General features: G+C 37.7%; 14 protein-coding genes and 1 pseudogene. 10 read left to right on the top strand and 5 right to left on the bottom strand.

Going from position 1 to position 20,721, the window contains the following annotated elements; translation table 11 throughout:
• From Rain11_RS03700 to Rain11_RS03690, 3 genes are all read right to left on the bottom strand, one after another.
• Positions 1 to 1,251: a competence/damage-inducible protein A gene (locus Rain11_RS03700; protein ID WP_101357993.1), complete on the bottom strand. Its 1,251-nt coding sequence runs from the start codon at positions 1,249 to 1,251 to the stop codon at positions 1 to 3.
• Between the two features lie 90 nt (positions 1,252 to 1,341).
• Entirely contained in the window at positions 1,342 to 3,450 is a 2,109-nt protein-coding gene (locus Rain11_RS03695) for an OmpA family protein (protein ID WP_165778069.1), read from the bottom strand.
• 117 nt (positions 3,451 to 3,567) lie between these two features.
• Complete coding sequence (locus Rain11_RS03690; protein ID WP_101357991.1) at positions 3,568 to 3,891, bottom strand: FtsB family cell division protein; 324 nt, start codon at positions 3,889 to 3,891, stop codon at positions 3,568 to 3,570.
• A gap of 22 nt (positions 3,892 to 3,913) precedes the next feature.
• On the opposite strand from Rain11_RS03690, the gene Rain11_RS03685 reads away from it, so the two are divergent.
• The 3 genes from Rain11_RS03685 to uvrB all read left to right on the top strand — a co-directional run bounded on the left by Rain11_RS03685 (position 3,914) and on the right by uvrB (position 9,500).
• The gene (locus tag Rain11_RS03685) at positions 3,914 to 4,423 is read left to right on the top strand and encodes an acetyl-CoA carboxylase biotin carboxyl carrier protein subunit (RefSeq protein WP_101357990.1); all 510 of its coding nucleotides are present in this window, start codon (positions 3,914 to 3,916) and stop codon (positions 4,421 to 4,423) included.
• Positions 4,424 to 4,471: 48 nt separating this feature from the next.
• Positions 4,472 to 7,366: a CHAT domain-containing protein gene (locus Rain11_RS03680; protein ID WP_165778068.1), complete on the top strand. Its 2,895-nt coding sequence runs from the start codon at positions 4,472 to 4,474 to the stop codon at positions 7,364 to 7,366.
• Between the two features lie 112 nt (positions 7,367 to 7,478).
• The gene (gene uvrB, locus Rain11_RS03675; RefSeq protein WP_101357988.1) at positions 7,479 to 9,500 is read left to right on the top strand and encodes an excinuclease ABC subunit UvrB; all 2,022 of its coding nucleotides are present in this window, start codon (positions 7,479 to 7,481) and stop codon (positions 9,498 to 9,500) included.
• A 78-nt stretch (positions 9,501 to 9,578) separates the two neighbouring features.
• Here the strand turns inward: uvrB and Rain11_RS03670 are convergent, their stop codons facing one another.
• Positions 9,579 to 10,532 carry a DNA-methyltransferase gene (locus Rain11_RS03670; RefSeq protein WP_101357987.1) on the bottom strand — a complete coding sequence of 318 codons (954 nt, stop codon included), beginning with the start codon at positions 10,530 to 10,532 and terminating at the stop codon, positions 9,579 to 9,581.
• A gap of 216 nt (positions 10,533 to 10,748) precedes the next feature.
• Here Rain11_RS03670 and dxs point away from each other — a divergent pair, with 216 nt between their 5' ends.
• The 7 genes from dxs to Rain11_RS03630 all read left to right on the top strand — a co-directional run bounded on the left by dxs (position 10,749) and on the right by Rain11_RS03630 (position 20,063).
• Positions 10,749 to 12,680: a 1-deoxy-D-xylulose-5-phosphate synthase gene (gene dxs, locus Rain11_RS03660; protein ID WP_101357985.1), complete on the top strand. Its 1,932-nt coding sequence runs from the start codon at positions 10,749 to 10,751 to the stop codon at positions 12,678 to 12,680.
• Between the two features lie 71 nt (positions 12,681 to 12,751).
• On the top strand, positions 12,752 to 14,224 hold the full coding sequence (locus Rain11_RS03655; RefSeq protein ID WP_101357984.1) for a phytoene desaturase family protein: 1,473 nt from the start codon (positions 12,752 to 12,754) through the stop codon (positions 14,222 to 14,224).
• 68 nt (positions 14,225 to 14,292) lie between these two features.
• The gene (locus tag Rain11_RS03650) at positions 14,293 to 15,606 is read left to right on the top strand and encodes a hypothetical protein (RefSeq protein WP_101357983.1); all 1,314 of its coding nucleotides are present in this window, start codon (positions 14,293 to 14,295) and stop codon (positions 15,604 to 15,606) included.
• A gap of 146 nt (positions 15,607 to 15,752) precedes the next feature.
• Positions 15,753 to 16,862, top strand: coding sequence for a hypothetical protein (locus tag Rain11_RS03645; RefSeq protein ID WP_101357982.1), 1,110 nt, complete (start codon positions 15,753 to 15,755; stop codon positions 16,860 to 16,862).
• A 48-nt stretch (positions 16,863 to 16,910) separates the two neighbouring features.
• Positions 16,911 to 17,384 (top strand): NADH-quinone oxidoreductase subunit A, encoded by a 474-nt coding sequence (locus Rain11_RS03640; RefSeq protein WP_101357981.1) that lies wholly within the window; start codon positions 16,911 to 16,913, stop codon positions 17,382 to 17,384.
• Positions 17,385 to 17,506: 122 nt separating this feature from the next.
• Entirely contained in the window at positions 17,507 to 17,746 is a 240-nt protein-coding gene (locus Rain11_RS03635) for an OST-HTH/LOTUS domain-containing protein (RefSeq protein ID WP_101357980.1), read from the top strand.
• A gap of 97 nt (positions 17,747 to 17,843) precedes the next feature.
• Positions 17,844 to 20,063 (top strand): M1 family metallopeptidase, encoded by a 2,220-nt coding sequence (locus tag Rain11_RS03630; RefSeq protein WP_101357979.1) that lies wholly within the window; start codon positions 17,844 to 17,846, stop codon positions 20,061 to 20,063.
• 23 nt (positions 20,064 to 20,086) lie between these two features.
• Here Rain11_RS03630 and cas4 read toward each other — a convergent pair.
• A pseudogene (cas4, locus tag Rain11_RS03625) lies at positions 20,087 to 20,593 on the bottom strand (CRISPR-associated protein Cas4); the annotation flags it as partial.
• Between the last annotated feature and the right edge of the window lie 128 nt (positions 20,594 to 20,721).

Genomic DNA, 20,721 nt, shown 5'->3' with positions numbered 1-20,721 from the left:
TTATTTCACCCTTCCTCCCTGCTTTCGGCGAAGCCAATCTATGAGCAAATTAGCAGTTACCTGAATATTCACCATTCTATCGTTTCCTAATTGATATAATTTGGCAGAAGTTCCGTTTTCATCAGCATAAGCCACCCAAATAGTACCTACTGGCTTGGTAGGTGTTGCACCACCGGGACCCGCAATCCCGCTTGTGGCTATGCCAATATCCGCATTGCATAGCTTTCGGATATTACTTGCCATTTCCAGAACGGTTTGTTCGCTTACTGCTCCGAACTGCTCAATTGTTTCTTTTTTTACCCCTAAAACATTGATTTTAATTTCATTGCTATACGCTACCAATGCTCCTTTCAGATATTCCGAACTACCTGCGTGCTGTGTGAAGCAATGTGCAAGATAGCCTCCTGTACAACTTTCTGCGATAGCAAGCGTTTTTTTGTTTTGAACAAGCAGTCTGCCTACGGCTATTGCCAAATCGTCGTCATCAAATCCATAAACATATTTATCAATGAGTGGTAAAACTTTATCTACTTCCTGCTCAATTTGCCTACGAACAGCCTCTTGGTCATATCCCAAACCTGTAATTCTCAGCCGCACCATTCCAAAAGCAGGCAAATAAGCAAGTTTGAGGTTTTCAGGCAGGTTATTTTCCCAAGTTTCAATTTCACGAGCCAAATAACTCTCGCCAATGCCCACGGTTTTTATCATTTTATGTACAATGCAAGGAGTATGAAAAAATTTTTGTAGGTTTTCAAGTACATAACTTTGCATAATAAACTGCATTTCGTGAGGTACGCCCGGCATTGAAACAAAAATTTTTCCATTTTTTTCAAACCACATACCAGGGGCAGTTCCTTTCAGGTTCGGGATATACTCTGCATTTTCGGGCAAATCGGCTTGCTGTCTATTTACTTCTAACATTTCTCTGCCTCTGCTTTCAAAAAAATGCGTAACAGCTCGCAAGGCTTCGGGGTGGCGAATGAGCTTTACATCAAAAAACTTACAGAGTGTTTTTTTGGTAATATCATCTTTGGTAGGTCCCAAACCTCCTGTAATAAGCACGACATCGGCACGTTTTTCGGCTTCTTGCAAACCCTCTAAAATTGCCTCTTCGGTATCGCTCACTACACTATGCCTGACTACCCGAATGCCAATTTTATCCAATTCGGCACTTATCCATTGAGCATTTGTGTTGGTGATTTGTCCGTAAAGAATTTCATCTCCAATGTTTAGAATTTCAGCCTTTATCATAATGGTAGAATTTGGAAGCAAGTTAAAAAAATAGAGGCACAATAAAATATTATGCCCCTAAAAATCCGCCAAGGAATTTTGTGAACGTACTCATCGCAAAATGCGAATTTCGGTTCGGCGGTTGAGTTGATGTAAAAGGTCTCTCGTTTTTTTGTCCTTAAATTTATTGATAAATACTTCATCAAGCACATCACCTTCTTTCAAGAAATCGTATTGTTCGGCAAGTTCTTTGGTAATTACACGAGGTACATACTCGCCATAACCTTGCGGTGTAATACGTTCTTTATCAAAACCACCTTTGGTTACGATATATTCCACTGCGGATTCGGCTCTGCGTTTGGAAAGCAAGTCGTTATCTTCAAAATTACCTACAGCGTCTGTATGTGAGCCTAATTCAATTTTCACATTGGGGTTATCTTTCAAAAACACAATAAGCTCATCAAGAATTTTAGCGGCATCAGGACGGATATTCCATTTGTTGAAGTCGTAGAGAATGTTCAAAGTGAATTTGGTTTTGTCATCGTATTCTTGCAATTTGAGTTCATAAACGAAGGTAGTATCAATTACAGGCTTGGGGGGTAAATATTTTTCAGGAATTTTTACAAGGGCAAAATCATTACGAGCCGCAAGGAAAGGCTTTTTCTGATGAGAAACATCAGCAACGACTTTGAAAGCGAGCCTATCATCTTTGACAGGTATAACTTCTGTTTCTGCGTTTTCATTGGTGTAAAATTCTTGCAAAACTTTGTCGTTATCGTCCAAAATTTTCACGTGAGCATTGGTAAGAGGAATTTCGGTTTCGTCTTTTTTCACACCAATCGTTTTGAACTTCACAAAGTAATTTACGGTACGTTTGCCGGGGTTTTTATCAATGAAATAAAAAATATCATCATCTCCTTTTCCTTCGGCACGATTGGAACTGAAATATCCCTCCCTATCATTGGTAAACATTATGCCGAAATCATCAAAAGGCGAATTGATAGGTCTGCCGAGATTTTCTACGGTGATTTTTCCATCTTTACGCTCCGCTACGAAAATGTCCAGACCACCAAGGCTGGGGTGTCCGTCAGAGGCAAAATAAAGCCTGCCGTCAGGAGCTACATAAGGAAAATACTCATCGGCTTCGGTATTGATTTCTTTACCAAGATTGCGAACATTGCCCCAAGTGCCGTCTTTTTTCTTTTCGGCAACGAAAATATCGTGTCTGCCGATGCTTCTTGTACCTTTATCATCAGCTTCCCTATCCGAAACAAAATACAAACGCTGTCCATCGGCAGAAAGAAAAGGTTGTGCATCCCAAGCATACGCTTTGGGAAAAGATTTTGAGGTAGGTTTGCCGTAGTAACTTTCGTTATCTGCACTGCTTACCCCTTCTAAAAGACGAGGTTCAGTCCAATTTCCGTCTTTATCTAACTCGGAAATATACAATTTCATATTTTTGGGTCCTTTCTTACGATTTATAGGAGCGGCACGGGCAAAAATCATTGTTTTGCCATCACGGCTAAATGTAGGCGTACCTTCATTGACATTTTCTTTGTGAATATTGGGGTCAAACACTTGCATTTTTGCCTCTCCCGACTGCAAATTTTGCAAAGGCACATAATAAATTCCCAAATTTTTCTGCCCATTGATGTCAGACTCGTGAGCCTTATCGCGTGAGGCACTTACAACCAACTTATCTTGATAAATCACAGGAGCAAATTCGGCAAAATTGGTATTTAGGTTTTCAACAGGTTTCACCTCAAAAAAAGTTTGAATTTTCTCTAAATCCGCCCTCTTTTTCAAATTTTCTACTTCTCTTTTGGCACGAGCTACATAAGTCCTATTTTTGCCTTTTTTAACATAATTTTCGTATTGTTTGAGAGCTTCCTCTACTTTGCCGTTTTCCTCTAAAACTACTGCATAATAAAACTTGGCATCATCTTCGTGGTCTTCGTGGTGGGTTTTAGGGATTTTTTTATTATAGACTTTGGCATAATACTCTTCGGCTTCACGCAGACGATTAGATTTGCGTAGCGATTGAGCCATATAGAAATTCACCAAAGGGTCATCGGGTTTTTTAGCTTGTAATTTTTTAAGCGTTTCAATGGCATCTTGGTACTCCCCTTCCTCATAGTGCTTGTAGGCTTTGTTGAACCCCCCACAAGAGAAAAGAACCACAGCAAAAAAAACAAATAACAAACGAATAATATTTTGCATAATTGATAAGGATTTTAACATAAAAACAAATTTGACCTGCAAATTACAATTTTTTTTCGCTTTTGCCAAGAAAAATTACATTTTATTTGCCTTAAAACTTTTACGCCTTCCCAATCTTTACTCTTCCACAATCAGAAAAACGTCCTCATTTGGTTTTTGCAGAAGGTGTTTTTCGCGAGCAAACTTTTCAAAATTTTCTCTGTCGTTAAAATCTTTAATGCTTTGTTTGAGCGTATTTTGTAATTCTAAATAGTAGGCTTTTTCTTGTAAAAGACGCTCGTATTTTTTACGCCAACGATACTGACTGATGAAATCATTTGTGTCAAAAAAAAGCATCCAAATCAGAAAAACACTCGCAGAAACAAAGTAAAAGTTTTTCATAAATTTGGGAATACGAAATTTTCTTACTTTTTTTACAATTTGAGTAATTATTTTTTTCATCACAAAAAACTTTTAGAAAGCAATGGTCAAAGTTAAATCAAATAATGCAAACTCACAAAAAGAATTTCTTGTAGAATTTAGAGAAGGTAAATTTTTCTTGAATGAAAGCCCTTTTACTTGGGATAGCGTATCTATCAACGAAAATACCCTTCACTGCCTTTATGAAAACAAATCTTTTGTAGTAGAAATTGTAAAAGCAGACTACTTAGAAAAAAATTTTGTACTTAAAATCAATGGAAAAAAATACGAATACACTGCTCAAACCGAAATGGATTTGCTTTTAGAGAAACTCGGAATGCAAAAAAGCAGTGGTTTGAGGGTCGGACAGCTCAAAGCTCCTATGCCCGGACTTATCGTAGATGTACGCATAGCCGAAGGACAGCAAGTACAGAAAGGTGATGTATTGCTTATTTTGGAAGCTATGAAAATGGAAAATGCTATCAAAGCCCCTGCTGACGCTACTATCAAAACTATTTGTATCAAAAAAGGAGATAGTGTTGAAAAAAATAAAGTCCTGATTGAATTTGCATAATTTTTGCAAATGCAAGTTAATGAAAAGCCTAACAAAAATTTCAAAACTATGCGATTTTTAATGATTTTTTTTCTTTTGCCTTGTTGGCTTTTTGCTCAACAAGCTACTCGCGAAAATTGGGGTAGTTACAAAAATGAAATAGAAACGCATTTTGAAAAAGCAGACTATCTGAAAGCCATTGAGCCACTACTCAAAGCAAAACAATGGTTTGAAACCCAAAAACTCACCGAAAGTCTTGAATATGCAATTGTACTGATTGATTTGGGGGAATGTTATTACCAAACTTACGATTTGAATAAATCTGCAAAATTCTATGGCGATGGCATTTTGGCTTTGAGCAATAACAAATCTGCCCCTAAAAATAGTGGAACTTTAATGGAACTTGCGTACATCACTTCCCATTTAGCTCACGTTTTGATACTAAAAGGCGATTTTGTAACTGCAAAGGGCTATTTAGACGGAACTTACCAAAAAGTAAGCCAAGTACGAGCAGAAAATTTGAAAAAAAATGTAATTATTGATACCCTCTTTGCAGTGACTTCACTTTACAAAACTTATGGAGACTTACATTTTGCCCAAAATGACCTTGCTGGTGCCGAAAAATATTACCGAAAAGCCCTCAATGTAGCTTCCAAAGAAACACGACACGATTTGGTAAGAACGAATATATACGGCTCTATTATTTTAGCCCTTGCCGATATGTACGATTTGCAAGGCTTGCCCGAAAAGCAAATCAAAGAGCTGGAAAGTTTAATCAATTACTATGAAATCAATGTTGGCGAACCTGCTAAAAAGCTTAAAGAATACATTTTGGCACTCAAAAAAGCGGGCGAATTTTACGCTAAACAAGTAATAAGCGAAAAAGATAGCATCAGCAAAGACAATACCAAAGAAAAAGCCGCTAATTATTTGCACCAAGCCCTTACTTTTCAGAAAGAAATCAGTGAAGATAACGCTATTTACGCTGATGTACTTTTAGCCCTTTCGCGTTATTTGCTTTATACCGAACCCAGTCGTACCGAAACTGCTTTCAAACTTGCCAAATCTGCCTATTCCCTTTTTTACAAAAACTATACGCAACCTCACGTTAAGCACATTGAATCTGCGAATTTAGCGGGTTTCATTGCCTTGCATCTTAAAAAATACAACGAAGCCGAAGAACTTTTCGCCCTTGCCCTGAAAGCTGCTCCCGTTCTGAACGACAAGTACCACATATATCTTTTACATCTGCATTTCAATACGGGGCTTGCTATGATGTATCAAAACAAAAATAGCTTAGCCGCAATAGAATTTTTAAGCGGTAGCTGGATCATTGAAGAGCAAATCAGACGCAATTTCGCCCATCTTACCGAAAAAGAAAAAGAAGCCCTATACAAGACTTTCAATGAAAATATTTTGCTCTATGCGTATTTTGTAAGCGAAAATTACTCGCAAATTCAGCCACTTAGTCAGTTGCTTTTTAATCTGCTTTTACACACCAAAGGCTTTCTTTTTAACCAAAATCGTGTTTTTGTAAAATCTATTTTGCAGAGCAAAAACGAAAACCTGAAAAAGAAATTCCAAAAATGGCAAGCTCTTAAAGCCGAACTCGCTAAAAAACAACAATCTACTAATCTTTCCGAAAGGAACTACTATCAGAGTGGAAAATCCATTTTAGAGCAAGATATTGAAAAGTTGGAAAAAGATATTGCCTCACAAAATGCTGAATTTCAGAAAAAAGTAACAGATAAAAACAAACAAAAACGCATTGATTGGACTGATGTTCAGAGCAAACTCAAAGAAGATGAAGCCTTGGTAGAAATTGTGCGAACTTACTCGTTCAAAAATGGATTTCATCAAGATTCTGCGATTTATTTAGCACTCATCATCAAACCCAATGCTAACCAAGTAGAGCTTATCAAATTTTCTGATGGTTATGAAATGGAAAATGGAAGTTTGAATTTTTACCGCAATAGCATTCGGTTTCGCAAAAAAGATAACGAATCGTATAATATTTACTGGAAGCCTATTGCCGAGCAACTGAAAGGTGTAAAAAGATTATATTTCTGCCCTGATGGAATTTATCATCAAATCAATCCGAGAACCCTATTCAACCCTGCCACCAATACATACGTAGCCGATGAATTAGAAGTGCGAATGATAAGCCGTTCAGCAGATTTGATTGAAATCAGAAATAGAAAAGCCCAAGAAAAAAAATTCGCAGTATATCAGATGTACCTTTTTGGCTATCTTGATTATAGCAATTTGCCCAATCTGAAAATTCCTAACAATACCCCTAAAAAAAGTTCTACGGGCAAAAGTTTTCGCAAACAACGCTTTTTTAACCCAGAAACAAGTGTAATTTTAAGTTTGCCCGGCACCAAGAAAGAAGTAGAAAATATCGCCTCTTTTGCCCAAAAAGCAGGTGTAAAAACACAAGTATTTCAAGAACTACAAGCCAACGAAGAAAATCTAAAAAAACTACAAAATCCTGATATTTTACATATTGCTACACACGGCTTTTTTGAAGAAGAGAGCGAAGAAATGAAAAATCCTTTGTTGCGTTCAGGGTTGATTTTGGCAGGTGCGGAACTTGCTATTAAAAAACTCATTCCCGATACTTATGAAAACGGCATTCTTACTGCCCAAGAAGTTTTGAGTTTGGATTTGGAAACCACAGAATTAGTCGCTCTTTCTGCCTGTGAAACAGGTTTGGGCGAAATTAAAAACGGCGAAGGTGTATATGGCTTGCAAAGAGCCTTTTTGCAGGCAGGCACGCAAAGTCTGATTGTTAGTTTATGGAAAGTTGATGATGCCGCTACTCAAGAATTTATGAGCAGTTTTTACGAAAACTGGCTCGTAAAAAAAATGCCCAAAACCGAAGCCTTTACCCAAGCCCAACAGAGCCTCAAACAAAAATACAAAGAACCCTACTATTGGGGAGCTTTTGTGATAGTGGGCTAATGATTGCTTAAATATTTTTGCAGAAAAATACCCAAATTTTATTTCTATTATAGTTTCTGAACAAAAATCATTTTCCTGCGTTTTTTTACACGAATGTTTGCTTTGAACAAGTATGTTTGAACTTATCAGCGAATTCCAACCCACAGGCGACCAGCCCCAAGCCATTGCCAAACTCGTAGAAGGGTTGCGTAATGGCGAAAAATATCAAACTTTACTTGGCGTTACGGGTTCGGGTAAAACTTTCACTATCGCCAACGTCATTGCCCAAATTCAAAAACCCACTTTGGTATTAAGCCATAACAAAACGCTTGCCGCACAACTTTACGGCGAGTTTCAGCAGTTTTTCCCCAATAATGCCGTGGAATATTTCATTTCATATTACGACTACTACCAACCCGAATCTTATATCCCAAGCACCGATACTTACATAGAAAAAGACCTTTCTATCAATGATGAAATTGAAAAGTTGCGTCTGCGGGCTACTTCTGCCCTTCTTTCAGGCAGACGAGACGTAATTGTAGTTGCATCGGTTTCTTGCATTTATGGTATTGCCAATCCCCAAGAATTTGGAAAAAATGTTTTGCATTTGAAGGTAGGACAACGACTTACACGCAATCAGCTACTTTATGCCCTCACTAATATCCTTTACAGCCGTACCGAAGCCGAATTTCAAAGGGGTAATTTTCGCGTAAAAGGTGATACCGTTGATATTTTCGTAGCTTACGCCGACTTTGCCTATCGTATTTTCTTTTTCGGCGATGAAATTGAGGCAATTCAAATCATCAATCCCGCTACGGGCAAAAAAGAACAAGAAGAAAAACAAATTGCTATCTACCCTGCTAATCTTTTTGTAACAGGACAAGAAGTGCTGCATAGAGCCATTGAGCAAATTCAAAAAGATTTGGTAGAGCAAATCGCCCTTTTTGAGCGAGAAGGCAAATTCACCGAAGCTCAACGCCTCAAAGAACGCACCGAATTTGATTTGGAAATGATGAGAGAACTGGGCTATTGCTCAGGTATTGAAAATTATTCTCGTTATTTTGACGGCAGAAAGTCCGGTGAGCGTCCTTTTTGCTTACTGGATTATTTTCCCAAAGACTTTCTCTTGGTAGTTGATGAAAGCCACGTAACCATTCCGCAAATCAAGGCAATGTACGGCGGCGACCGCTCCCGAAAGGTAAATTTAGTAGAATATGGCTTCCGTTTGCCTTCGGCTCTGGACAACCGCCCTTTGAAATTTGAAGAATTTGAGGAACTTTTGCATCAAGTTATTTACGTAAGTGCCACTCCTCAAACTTACGAACTCAAAAACTCGGAAGGCGTGGTAGTGGAACAAATCATTCGCCCCACAGGATTGCTTGACCCTGAAATTATTGTAAAACCTAGTTTGCACCAGATTGACGATTTGCTTGATGAAATTCAAAAAACCATTGAAAAAGGCGGTAGGGTGCTTGTAACTACGCTTACCAAACGTATGGCAGAAGAACTTTCCAAATATCTGGAAAAAGTAGGTATCAAAGGCAGGTACATTCATTCAGAAGTAAAGGCACTTGATAGAGTTGAAATTTTGCGTGAGTTGCGTTTAGGCATTTTTGATGTACTGGTAGGCGTAAATCTTTTGCGAGAAGGTCTGGATTTGCCCGAAGTAGCTTTGGTTGCTATTATGGACGCCGACAAGGAAGGATTTTTACGTGATGAACGCTCCTTGATACAAGTCATAGGCAGAGCCGCTCGCAACGCCGATGGCAGAGTAATTATGTATGCCGATAAAATTACACAATCTATGGAAAAGGCAATTAGTGAAACCCTAAGACGCCGTAAAATGCAAATGAATTACAACCAAATACACAATATTACTCCAAAAACTATTTTCAAAAGTAAAGAAGCTATTTTAGAACAAACCAAAGTAGCCGATGCCAAAAAAAGCACCAAAAAATATTATGTTGAACCCGAAAATATCAATCCCTTTTCAGACCCTATCGTAAAGACTATGTCTAAAACCGAATTAGAAAAACTTTTGAAAGAAACCCAAAAAGCAATGGAACAAGCCGCCAAAGATTTAGATTTTCTCACAGCCGCCCGCCTACGTGATGAAATTTTAGCTATTAAAGAGCAATTAGGAAATACGAAATAGCTTTCAGTATTTGCTTTGGTTTTCCTGAAAAGTTTTTATTTTCCAAACACACAACAAAAGTCAGACTATGCATTTAGTTTAATTTCTTTTCTTGCTTGCCGTTTGTTGAAAATTTAAAGTATTTCTTTCCCAAAAAACTCCATCAGCATATCCTTGAATACGTTTATCAGCTTCCGCCATCATCAGTCTTTTTTCAGCCCACAGGCAGTATTGTTTGTTAATTTCTACCCCACAATAATTTCTGCCGAGTTTTTTAGCTACCACAGAAGTTGTGCCAGAACCTAAAAAGGGGTCAAATATGATAGCATTCGGCGGAGAGCTTGCTAAAATAAGTTTAGCAATCAGTTTTTCAGGTTTTTGGGTAGGATGTTCAGTGTTCTCAGGCATAGACCAATAAGGAATAGTTATATCGTCCCAAAAATTAGAAGGATACGTAAGTCTAAAATTTCCATCTTCGGTTTCTTGCCAATCTTTGGGTTTCCCATTTTCTTTGTAAGGAGCAATTACTTTTCGTTTCATCTTTACTGACTCTACATCAAAGTAATAATCTTCGCTCACGGTGGCAAACCAAATATCTTCGGTGCAGTTTTTCCAATTCTTTAAGGCTCCTCTCCCTTTTTCTCTCTGCCAAGTAATGCGATTTCTGACCTTTAAATACTTTTTAAGCACGTTGTAAAGACTGTGGCTATTTTTCCAATCTCCGCAAATATAAAGAGACGCATTCGGTTTGAGTAAACGTATTATATCAGGAAACCAACTTTCAAGATAGGTTTCGTACTCCTCATCTGTCATTTTGCTGAATTTCAGTTCGCCAAAATCTTTATCCAAGTTATAGGGTGGGTCAATGATAGCTAAATCTACAAAAGCAGAAGGCAAGAATCGTAATATTTCCAAACTATTTCCCCAAATAGTCTTATTCATTATTTCTTGATAATCAACAGGTTTTTCTACTTGAATAAGTTTTTTTTCCAAGTAAGAAGCCTCCTCATTATTCAAAGTAAGCGTTTTATTTCTATCAGATTTGAATTTCATAAGTTCAAAATGTTAGCTTGCAAAAATACATTCTTTTTGGTAAAGTTTCAAAAATGGCAAACTTTTATCCTGAAACAATCAAGAAAGTATTTTATGCAAAAAAATCCTCTGCCTTCATAATTTTTCCTAAAAAATCTGTACTTTTGCATTGTTATTTCCAAACATTTTTGGCTCAATTTCGTTTAAGCATTGTATTTTCACCTAAACCAAAATTTTATGCTTATAGAACCGGGAAAGCTACTGGCTCAAATTGAAAACCCCGCAGATTTACGCAAATTGCACCCTCACCAATTACCACAAGTTGCTCAAGAATTGCGAGATTACATCATTGATGTAGTTTCGGTATATGGAGGGCATTTTGGAGCTAGTTTGGGTGTGGTAGAACTTACCGTAGCTTTGCATTATGTTTTCAATACTCCCTACGACCAACTCGTTTGGGACGTAGGTCATCAAGCGTATGGGCATAAAATCCTTACCGAAAGACGCAAAGTTTTTCATACCAATCGCGTTTATGGTGGAATTTCAGGCTTTCCCAAAAGAAAAGAAAGCATTTACGATGCTTTCGGTGTAGGGCATTCCTCCACTTCTATTTCTGCCGCTCTTGGAATGGCAATTGCTTCTAAATACAAAGGTGAAAACGACCGCCAACATATTGCCGTTATTGGTGATGGAGCTTTAACAGGCGGTATTGCTTTTGAAGGAATGAATAATGCGGGTGTATCAGGTGCAAATATCCTTATCATTCTCAACGATAATTGTATGTCCATAGACCCCAATGTAGGGGCTTTGAAAGACTACCTAACGGATATTACTACCTCCTCCACTTACAACAAACTCAAAGACGAGGTTTGGAAAATTTTGGGTAAAAACGCTTTGGGCAAATTCACACGTGAAATGATTTCTAAAATAGAAAATGCCCTGAAAGCAGGTTTGCTCAAACATAGTAATCTTTTTGAGGCTTTGGGCTTGCGTTATTTTGGTCCCATAGACGGACACGATATAGACCACCTCTACCACGTACTTTCGGATTTGAAAAACATTCAAGGTCCTAAAATTCTGCATTGCGTAACCGTAAAAGGCAAAGGTTATGCCCTCGCCGAACAAGACCAAACCAAATGGCACGCCCCCGGTACTTTTGATAAAGTTACAGGCGAAATTCATAAAAAAGTTTATACCACTCCCCAACCGCCTAAATATCAAGATGTATTTGGACATACGCTTGTAGAACTTGCTAAAATGAACCCCAAAATAATGGGCATAACACCTGCAATGCCTTCGGGTTCGTCTATGAATATTATGATGAAAGAAATGCCCGAAAGAGCCTTTGATGTAGGTATCTGTGAGCAACACGCTGTAACCTTTTCAGCAGGACTTGCCACCCAAGGGCTTATTCCTTTCTGCAATATTTATTCTACATTTATGCAGAGGGCTTATGACCAAGTTATTCACGATGTTTGCATACAAGAACTTCCCGTAATTTTCTGTATGGATAGAGCAGGCTTTGCAGGAGCTGATGGACCTACACATCACGGAGCCTACGATATTGCTTATATGCGTTGCCTGCCGAATATGATTGTCTCTGCCCCAATGAATGAACAAGAACTGCGTAACCTAATGTATACTGCTATGCTGGATATGGAAGAAAATGGCAAAAGGGCTTTTTCTATCCGCTATCCTCGTGGCGAAGGAGTTATGCCCCATTGGCGTACTCCATTAGAAAGATTGCCCATAGGTAAGGGACGCAAAATTAAAGATGGTGAAGAGCTGGCTATTTTAACGATTGGACATATCGGCAATTATGCCGTAGAGGCTTGTAAAATGCTTGAAAAAGAGGGCTTTAATCCTGCTCATTACGATATGCGTTTCGTAAAACCACTGGATAATGAGCTTTTACACGAAATTTGTCAAAAGTTTGATAAAATCCTGACCGTAGAAGATGGCTGTTTGATGGGTGGTTTTGGCAGTGCTATTTTAGAATGGATTGCCGATAATGGCTATACCAACATTCAAGTAAAACGCTTGGGTATGGCAGATAAAGTTTATGAACACGGCACTCAACTTGAATTGCACCGAGAAGCAGGCTTTGCCCCTGAACAAATTGCCCAAGAGGTGCAAAATATGATAAAAACCGCCGTGAAAGTATTGTAAGAAGCCAAAGGAGAAAGTCTCGTTTCTTACCTTTTGTTTCTTTTTTCTAAACTTTTCAAAGTATAGTTCTAATGTCCAAGAAAAAAGTTATTGTTATAGGAGCAGGGTTTGCAGGGCTTGCCGCCGCTACTACTCTGGCACATCAAGGCTTTGCCGTTACATTATTAGAAAAAAATGATAAAGCAGGCGGTAGAGCTAATATTTTACAAGCAGAGGGCTTTACCTTTGATATGGGACCTAGTTGGTATTGGATGCCTGATGTCTTTGAACGCTATTTTGCCCGCTTTGGCAAGAAAGTAAGTGATTATTACACACTCAAACGCCTTGACCCTTCGTATAGGGTATATTTTGGAGAAAACGATTATATCAATGTCCCTGCAAATCTGAACGATTTGTACGAACTTTTTGAGAGTTATGAAAAAGGAAGTAGTCAGAAATTAAAGGATTTTTTGAAACAATCCGCTTACAAGTACGAAGTAGGCATCAATAATTTAGTCTATAAGCCAAGTCGTTCTGTTTGGGAATTTGTAGATTTCCGATTACTTGTAGATATGATACGAATGAACATTTTTGAGTCTTTCCACAAGCATATTCGTAAATATTTTTCACACCCCAAATTGCTCAAATTGGTAGAATTTCCAATTTTATTTTTGGGTGCAATTCCTCAGAATACGCCTGCTTTGTATAGCCTGATGAATTACGCCGATATGGCTTTGGGTACGTGGTATCCGATGGGTGGAATGTATGAAGTAGTAAAAGCAATGGTCTCGCTGGCTGAAGAACAAGGCGTACAGATACTCTACAATCAAGAAGTGAAAAAAATTGTTGTTGAAAATGGAAAAGCTACTCGCATCATCACTAACCAAAACACTTTTGAAGCCGATGCTGTGGTAGCAGGAGCAGATTATCATCACGTAGAGCAAGAAATTTTAGAAAAACCCTATCGCAATTATAGTGAAAGTTATTGGCAAAAACGTATTATGTCGCCTTCGTCTTTGCTATACTATGTTGGTTTGAATAAAAAATTACAAAATATAGAACACCACGTTTTATGTTTTGACGAAGAATTAGACCTACACGCCCACGAAATTTATACCCAACCTCAATGGCCCTCCAAACCTCTTTTCTATCTTTCTGCAACCTCAAAAACAGACACCTCGGTAGCTCCCGAAGGTAAAGAAAATTTGGTTTTGCTTATCCCTGTCGCCGTTGGTTTGGAAGATAAAGAGGAAACTCGTGAGCATTATTATCAGCTTATTATGAGGCGTTTGGAAAAACTCACAGAACAAAGCATTTTAGATAGTGTCATTTTCAAGAAAAGTTATGCTCATAAAGATTTCTTGAAAGATTATCATTCTTTCAAAGGAAATGCCTATGGACTTGCCAATACTCTTACACAAACAGCTATTCTCAAACCCTCGTTAAAAAGCAAAAAAGTCAAAAATTTGTATTTCACAGGGCAACTCACCGTACCTGGTCCGGGCGTACCTCCTACTATTATTTCAGGGCAAGTAGTAGCAAATGAATTAGCCAAAGAAATATAAAAAGTTTGAGGAAAGCATTTTTTTGAACAAAAGTTCGTAACTTGTAGAGCTTTTGAAAGCATTTGCCTATGACTTTGCAAGATGTTTTGATAGCTCCTATCTTTCTGATTATTTTATATGGTATTGCTTATACACGCAAAGCAAAACTAACTAACCCACTTACACAAAAGTATTATTTCAGGGCTTTGCACTTACGTTTTTTTGGTTGTATAGCTTTTGCTTGTGTGTATCAATTCTACTATGGTGGCGGTGATACCTATAATTTTTTTCACGATAGTACTATCATTTGGAATTCTTTTTGGGATAGATTTGATATTGGTCTGCAAATTCTTTTGGATAAACCGGGTACTCTCAACCCTTCTACGCAATCCTATACAAGATACTTGTATTTCTATCCTGACCACCAATCAATGGTAGTGGTAAAACTCTCCGCTGTTTTAGGTTTTCTAACCTATCATACCTACTTAGCCAATGCCTTTATTTTTGCTTTTATTGGTTTTACGGGGATTTGGGCAATGTATAGGGCAATGGTGGATATGTATCCTTCGCTTTACAATAAAATTGCTTTTGCCTGCTTTATGATGCCATCGGCATTTTTTTGGGGTTCAGGGCTTATGAAAGATACTCTTATTGTGAGTGCTTTGGGGTGGGCTTTTTATGCTTTTTACTTTGCTTTTATCAAAAAGCAAAAAATACTTAAAAATTCACTCATTCTGATAGCATCAATTTGGTTGATGCAGGAGGTAAAAATCTATGTAGCAATGTGCTTCTTACCTGCGGCAGCAACGTGGTTGCTTTTAGAATATCGCAATAAAATCCGAATTGCTCTGATACGTATCTTGATTTTGCCTATTGTGCTACTGGCTTCTGTGCCTGTGGGATACATTGCCGTAAGCAAACTTACCGAAGGCACTCGTTTTTCGTTTGAAGAAATTGGGCAAACTACCAAAACCAATACCGAATGGAATGCCATATCAGGCAGTGCAAGTTATTCCTTGGGAGAGTATGATGGCACTATTGGTAGCGTGATTAGTAAATTTCCCGCAGCAATTACGGTTTCGCTATTTCAGCCCTTCTTATGGCAAGTAAGAAACCCCTTGATGCTACTGGCAAGTTTGCAGGCTACTTTTATTCTTTTTCTTACTTTACAGACATTTTTTAAGACAGGTCTTTTCAAATTCTTCAAAATTCTTTTCAGCAAACCTTTTTTGGTTTTTTGTCTGATTTTTACGCTTATTCTTGCCTTTGGAACAGGGGTAGGCAGTGGAAACTATGGCTCATTAGACCGCTATCGTATTCCTTTTATTCCTTTTTACATAATGCTTCTTTTGGCTTTACAATATTTTGCCAAAAACCAGAAACAAAGAGTACAGTTTGCCTGATATTTTACCACAAAATACAAGTTTAATCTTTGAAAAGTACAAAATTTTACGTTATTGAAGCAATAAAGTTAAAATTTTGTAGGAAAAGTAATAAAGCTCAACTTTCAAAATGGTAATTTTGCAAGCGAAACCATTTTGAAATAACTATGGAGCAGTTGTATTGGTGGAGTTTGGTAACGCTCTTATGGTCGGGTTGGCAAGTAATTAGACAAGTAGTGCGATTGGAAGCCCGTAAATTAGCCCAATTTAAGCGTATTTTAGCTTATCAGGTTCTTTACTTTGTACGCAACGAATACAAATTAGCCTTTGCTATTCTCATTTCAGTTTTTGTGCTTTTCGCTACGGGTAATGCTGTCAGGGATAATGTTTTACAAACTTTCTTTTGGCTCAATGTAGCTTGGTGGTTTTTGCAAGTATTTGTAAAAGAACTTTTACAATATCGCACCTTATCTCAAAAACTTAATGTTTTTAGCCTTTTTTGGGAAGGTTCGCCTTTAAGTATTGCAGGAATAGCAGGAGCATTGCTACTCAATGCTTTTTTACTACATTTTTACCAAGGTTTTTTTGGTAATATTGTACTTTTAATGGCTTTACTTTCGGCAGTGTTTTTAGGTTCTGGTATCGTATTTTTGGCATTTCGTTTCTGGCAGTATCGTTTGGGCTTACACCCTGCACCACTTCAAAATCCACATATTAGCAACGAAAGATTTGATTTATGGATAGTAGTACTACTAGGCTGTCTAATTCTTTCACAAATGTATGGTAATAGGTGGGTTTTTACGATTTTACCTATCTTTGTTACACTGATTGCCCTACTATCTGCTGTTGTTATGAAACACCATAAGCGTTGGCAAATTGCTTGTATTTTTTTACAAGTAGTATTGATAAACTTAATTTCATATATCTTTTTACCTGATTTTTGGCTAAAAAATGGCGTAAGCTACTACCGAACCGATTTACTAATAACCCTCTTATTTTCTACCTTGATAGCTATTTTTTCGGATAAAATTATTTCGTTCTACAAATTTTTACAGGAAAAATACACTGCTTTATTTGTAGAAAAGCCTATTTTTCATCTTTGGCTCACTTACCTTTTGAGAGGAGGTATTACTTTCATTATTACTGCCCTTGTAGCTTGGGGAATTCTTTTTGCTTTTCAGAAAGTAGAACTCTATGGAATGAGTTTAGCTTTACTGGTAATTCTTTCCAATATTCAAGCTGAAATTAGTTTTGATGTGCCTGCAAAATGGCAATAATTTGAAAGTTTTTCGGATATTTTTTAACTTTGTCCAAATTCTTTGATAATGCTTTCAGAATTTGGTAAAGTTCTTATTTTCATAGTAGGTGCAGTCTTGTTTTTGCTGATTAGTTTGGGAATTGCGACACTGCTACGCCCCAAAAAGCCTAATCCTGAAAAATTAAGCACTTACGAGTGTGGCGAAGCAACTATTGGCTCGGCTTGGCTCAATTTTCCTATACGTTATTACGTAATAGCTCTTATTTTTCTTATTTTTGATGTAGAAATTATTTTTCTTTTCCCTTGGAGTATTGTTTTCGGTAAAAAAGAATATTTTGATGCTACCCAAGGCTCTTGGACTTGGCTGGCTTTGGGTGAAATGTTTGTTTTTATCGCAATTTTAGCTCTCGGACTAGCATATGTTTGGGTAAAAGGGTATTTAGACTGGGAGAAGCCCACTCCTACTAAACCTCTCATCAATAATCCTCTCCCTGATACAATCTATCAAGAGTTTAATGAAAAGCAACTTGCAAAAAAGTGAAATAAATTTTGCATAAAGATAACATTTTTTGTAAATTTGCGTAACACATAATATTCGGTTTTTCGCCGAATTAAAGTTTTTCAAAAAGTTTAATTCTATTCAACGAAAAAAACTTGTATATTATGGAACGCCAAGTAATGGAAAATGCCTTGCGGGAGGCTATTCAGCAATGTACTAATGAACTCGGCTGGGCAAATCTTGCAGAAATTGGAGCCGTTTTGCGTAAGAAAGGTATCAAATACGGCAAGCTCTCTACGTTTATCAGCAGTTTTCCGCATTTAGTAGAAACACGCATTGATAATTCGCTCACACCCCCCGTGGTGTATGCCCGCCTCAAACAACAATATCAAGCCTCCGCCTAAAAGGAGGCTTTTTTGTGAAATTAACCAAACATTTTTATCATAATTTTGCTAATTTTACGTTTCTCAATAAATTTGTATTTTCTAAAACCTCAATGCAATGAAATCTGTATCGCTTTTACTACTTGCTCTAATTGCTTATTTACCAAGTTTTTCACAAGTAATTGGCTCAAAATTTGAGCAATTAGAATATTTGTTGCCCACCCCAAACAACTTTCGCACTGCCGATGGCTCGCCTGGGCACGAGTATTGGCAACAAAAAGCCGACTATAAAATCAATGTTAGTCTTGATGATAGCAAACAATGGGTAAAAGGCTCGGAAACGATTACCTACTACAACAATTCGCCCAATGAATTACGTTACCTTTGGCTACAATTAGACCAAAATATGTTTTCCAAAGAATCTAATACCTTCAAAACCGATACCTATGATTTGGAAAATAATCCTCGTGGGCTAATGTCTTGGGTAACCAGCAGCAATTCTCCTCACGGATTCAATATTACTTCTGTAACAGACGCAATGAATAAACCTCTGGTTTATACTATCAATGCAACAATGATGCGAATAGATCTATCTCGCCCACTCAAAAAAGGTGAAAAATTTACTTTCAACATAGATTGGAATTTTTATGTGATTGATGCCGAAAAAATGGGCGGTAGAGGTGGTTTTGAATATTTCCCCGAAGATGATAACTACCTCTACGAAATGGCACAATGGTTTCCACGTATGTGCGTGTATAGCGATGTGTATGGCTGGCAACACAAACAATTTCTTGGCAGAGGAGAGTTTGCTTTGGTTTTCGGCGATTATGAAGTAAATATAGATGTACCCGCCGACCACGTAGTTGCCGCCACTGGCGAGCTACAAAACCCCAAAGAAGTGCTTAACGCTACACAAATTCAACGTTTAGAGCAAGCCAAAAATGCCCAAGCCCCTGTACTTATTATTACTCCCGATGAAGCTGTAAAAAATGAAAAAAGTCGTTCTACTGCTCGCAAAGTATGGAAATTCAAAGCTGAAAATGTACGTGATTTTGCTTGGGCAAGCTCAAGAAAATTTATTTGGGACGCTTTTCAGGTGCAAAACGGCAATAAAAAAGTTTGGGCAATGTCTTTTTACCCAAAAGAAGGCAACCCGCTATGGGGTGAAAAATCTACTTGGGTAGTAGCTCATACGCTCAATGTTTATTCTAAATATACTTTTGATTACCCCTATCCTGTGGCTATTTCGGTACACGGACCTGTTTTCGGTATGGAATATCCTATGATTTGCTTCAATGGAGGCAGACCTATTCCCGCCCCTGCTAATATTTCCAAAGAAGATGCAGAAAAAATCAAACAAGCCAATGAACGCATAAAATATTCAATGGTTTCGGTGATTATCCACGAAGTCGGACATAATTATTTCCCTATGATTGTCAATTCTGATGAAAGGCAGTGGTCTTGGATGGACGAAGGGCTCAATTCTTTCTTGCAGTTCCGTGCTGAACAAGAATTACCTGATGCCCCTTGGACAAAAGACCTCAAAAGAGACCCTTATCCTTCTCGTCGCGGTCCTGCCGCCAATATTGTGAGCTATATGAAATCCGCTCCCGACACCCAAGTGCCTATTATGACTAACTCGGAGCAAATCAAACAATTTGGCAATAATGCCTATGGCAAACCCGCTACTGCTCTGAATATTCTGCGTGAAACCGTAATGGGAGCAAGCCTTTTTGATTATGCTTTCAAACAATATGCTCAAAAGTGGAAATTCAAGCACCCCGAACCTGCTGACTTTTTCCGTACTATGGAAGATGCTTCAGGCGTTGATTTAGATTGGTTTTGGCGAGGTTGGTTCTACACCATTGATTTCTATGAGCCAAGTATTGAGGCTGTTACGCTTTACAAGGCAAAGTTTGTAGGCAATAACTCGTCTTCAACTGCTATATTCCCTGCCAAAGAACTCAAAACTGATGAAATGTTCAGACGCATTGAACAAATGGGTGTACGCCTTACTGAAAAGGAAAAAACTGCGGTAAGTCCTGAAAAAAACTTCTATGTTCTGAAAATTAAAAACAATGGAGAGCTTGTTATGCCTCTTATTGTTGAAATGACTTTCAAAGACGGCTCTAAACAAATAGAAAAATTCCCCGCCGAAATATGGCGTATGAACCATAAAGAAATTAGCAAACTCATTGTTACTGATAAAGAAGTAGTGCAGTTTCAGTTAGACCCCAAATTAGAAACTGCTGATGTAGAAACCTCTAATAATACTTTCCCTCGAAATGGCAATGTCAATAACAATAACTTTGAAAGAATAAAATCCGATAAACAATAAAGCAATAGCCCAAAATTTTTGGGCTATTCTTTTACAAAACAAAAATCGTGGTAAGAGCAAGTTTTGCAATAGGATTTCTTGATAGCTTCGGGTGCATTTTTTTGTGATAAAATTGCGGCAATATTAGCTATCCAAAACTCTACTTTTTGTCTATTTTCATCATTCAAGGCAGAAATTGACAAGGTTTTCCGAAGTTTAGGGTATTCCAAAATTCCTGTGGGGCTTTCTACACCATTCTGCTCCAAAACATACAGATAAAATTGTACTTGGGCAATATGAGCCTCCTCTAATTTATCTGACTTCTTGACTTCGTGAACAAGCCTATTCCGTGCATCATAGAAATCTATTTTTGCCGCAAGGCGAATGTCTTGATAAAGAGCTTTTACTTCTATTTCGGTGTAGCGTTCTGTTCTTTGAGTGTAGGTGGTTTCTCCAATCAGTTTTCCTTCATAGACAGTATCGGAGGTTTGTTCCATTGTTACATCGTGATAAAACAACCAAAGTTTTCTTTGACAAACAATGTTGTAGTTAACGTGAGTTAAGCGGCAATATCTTGAAAAAGTTCAAAATTTGTAAGTAGATTTTTTTCTTGAAAATCTCTAATAGTGGGCTTTTTATCTAGGAATTTGTAGGCAATAATTCCAGACCACAAATTGAC

The organism is Raineya orbicola (genome assembly GCF_002843425.1).
In the GTDB taxonomy this organism is placed as follows: domain Bacteria; phylum Bacteroidota; class Bacteroidia; order Cytophagales; family Thermonemataceae; genus Raineya; species Raineya orbicola.
The sequence above is the reverse complement of the archived record's forward strand: the minus strand, read 5'-3'. Positions and strand labels throughout refer to the sequence as shown.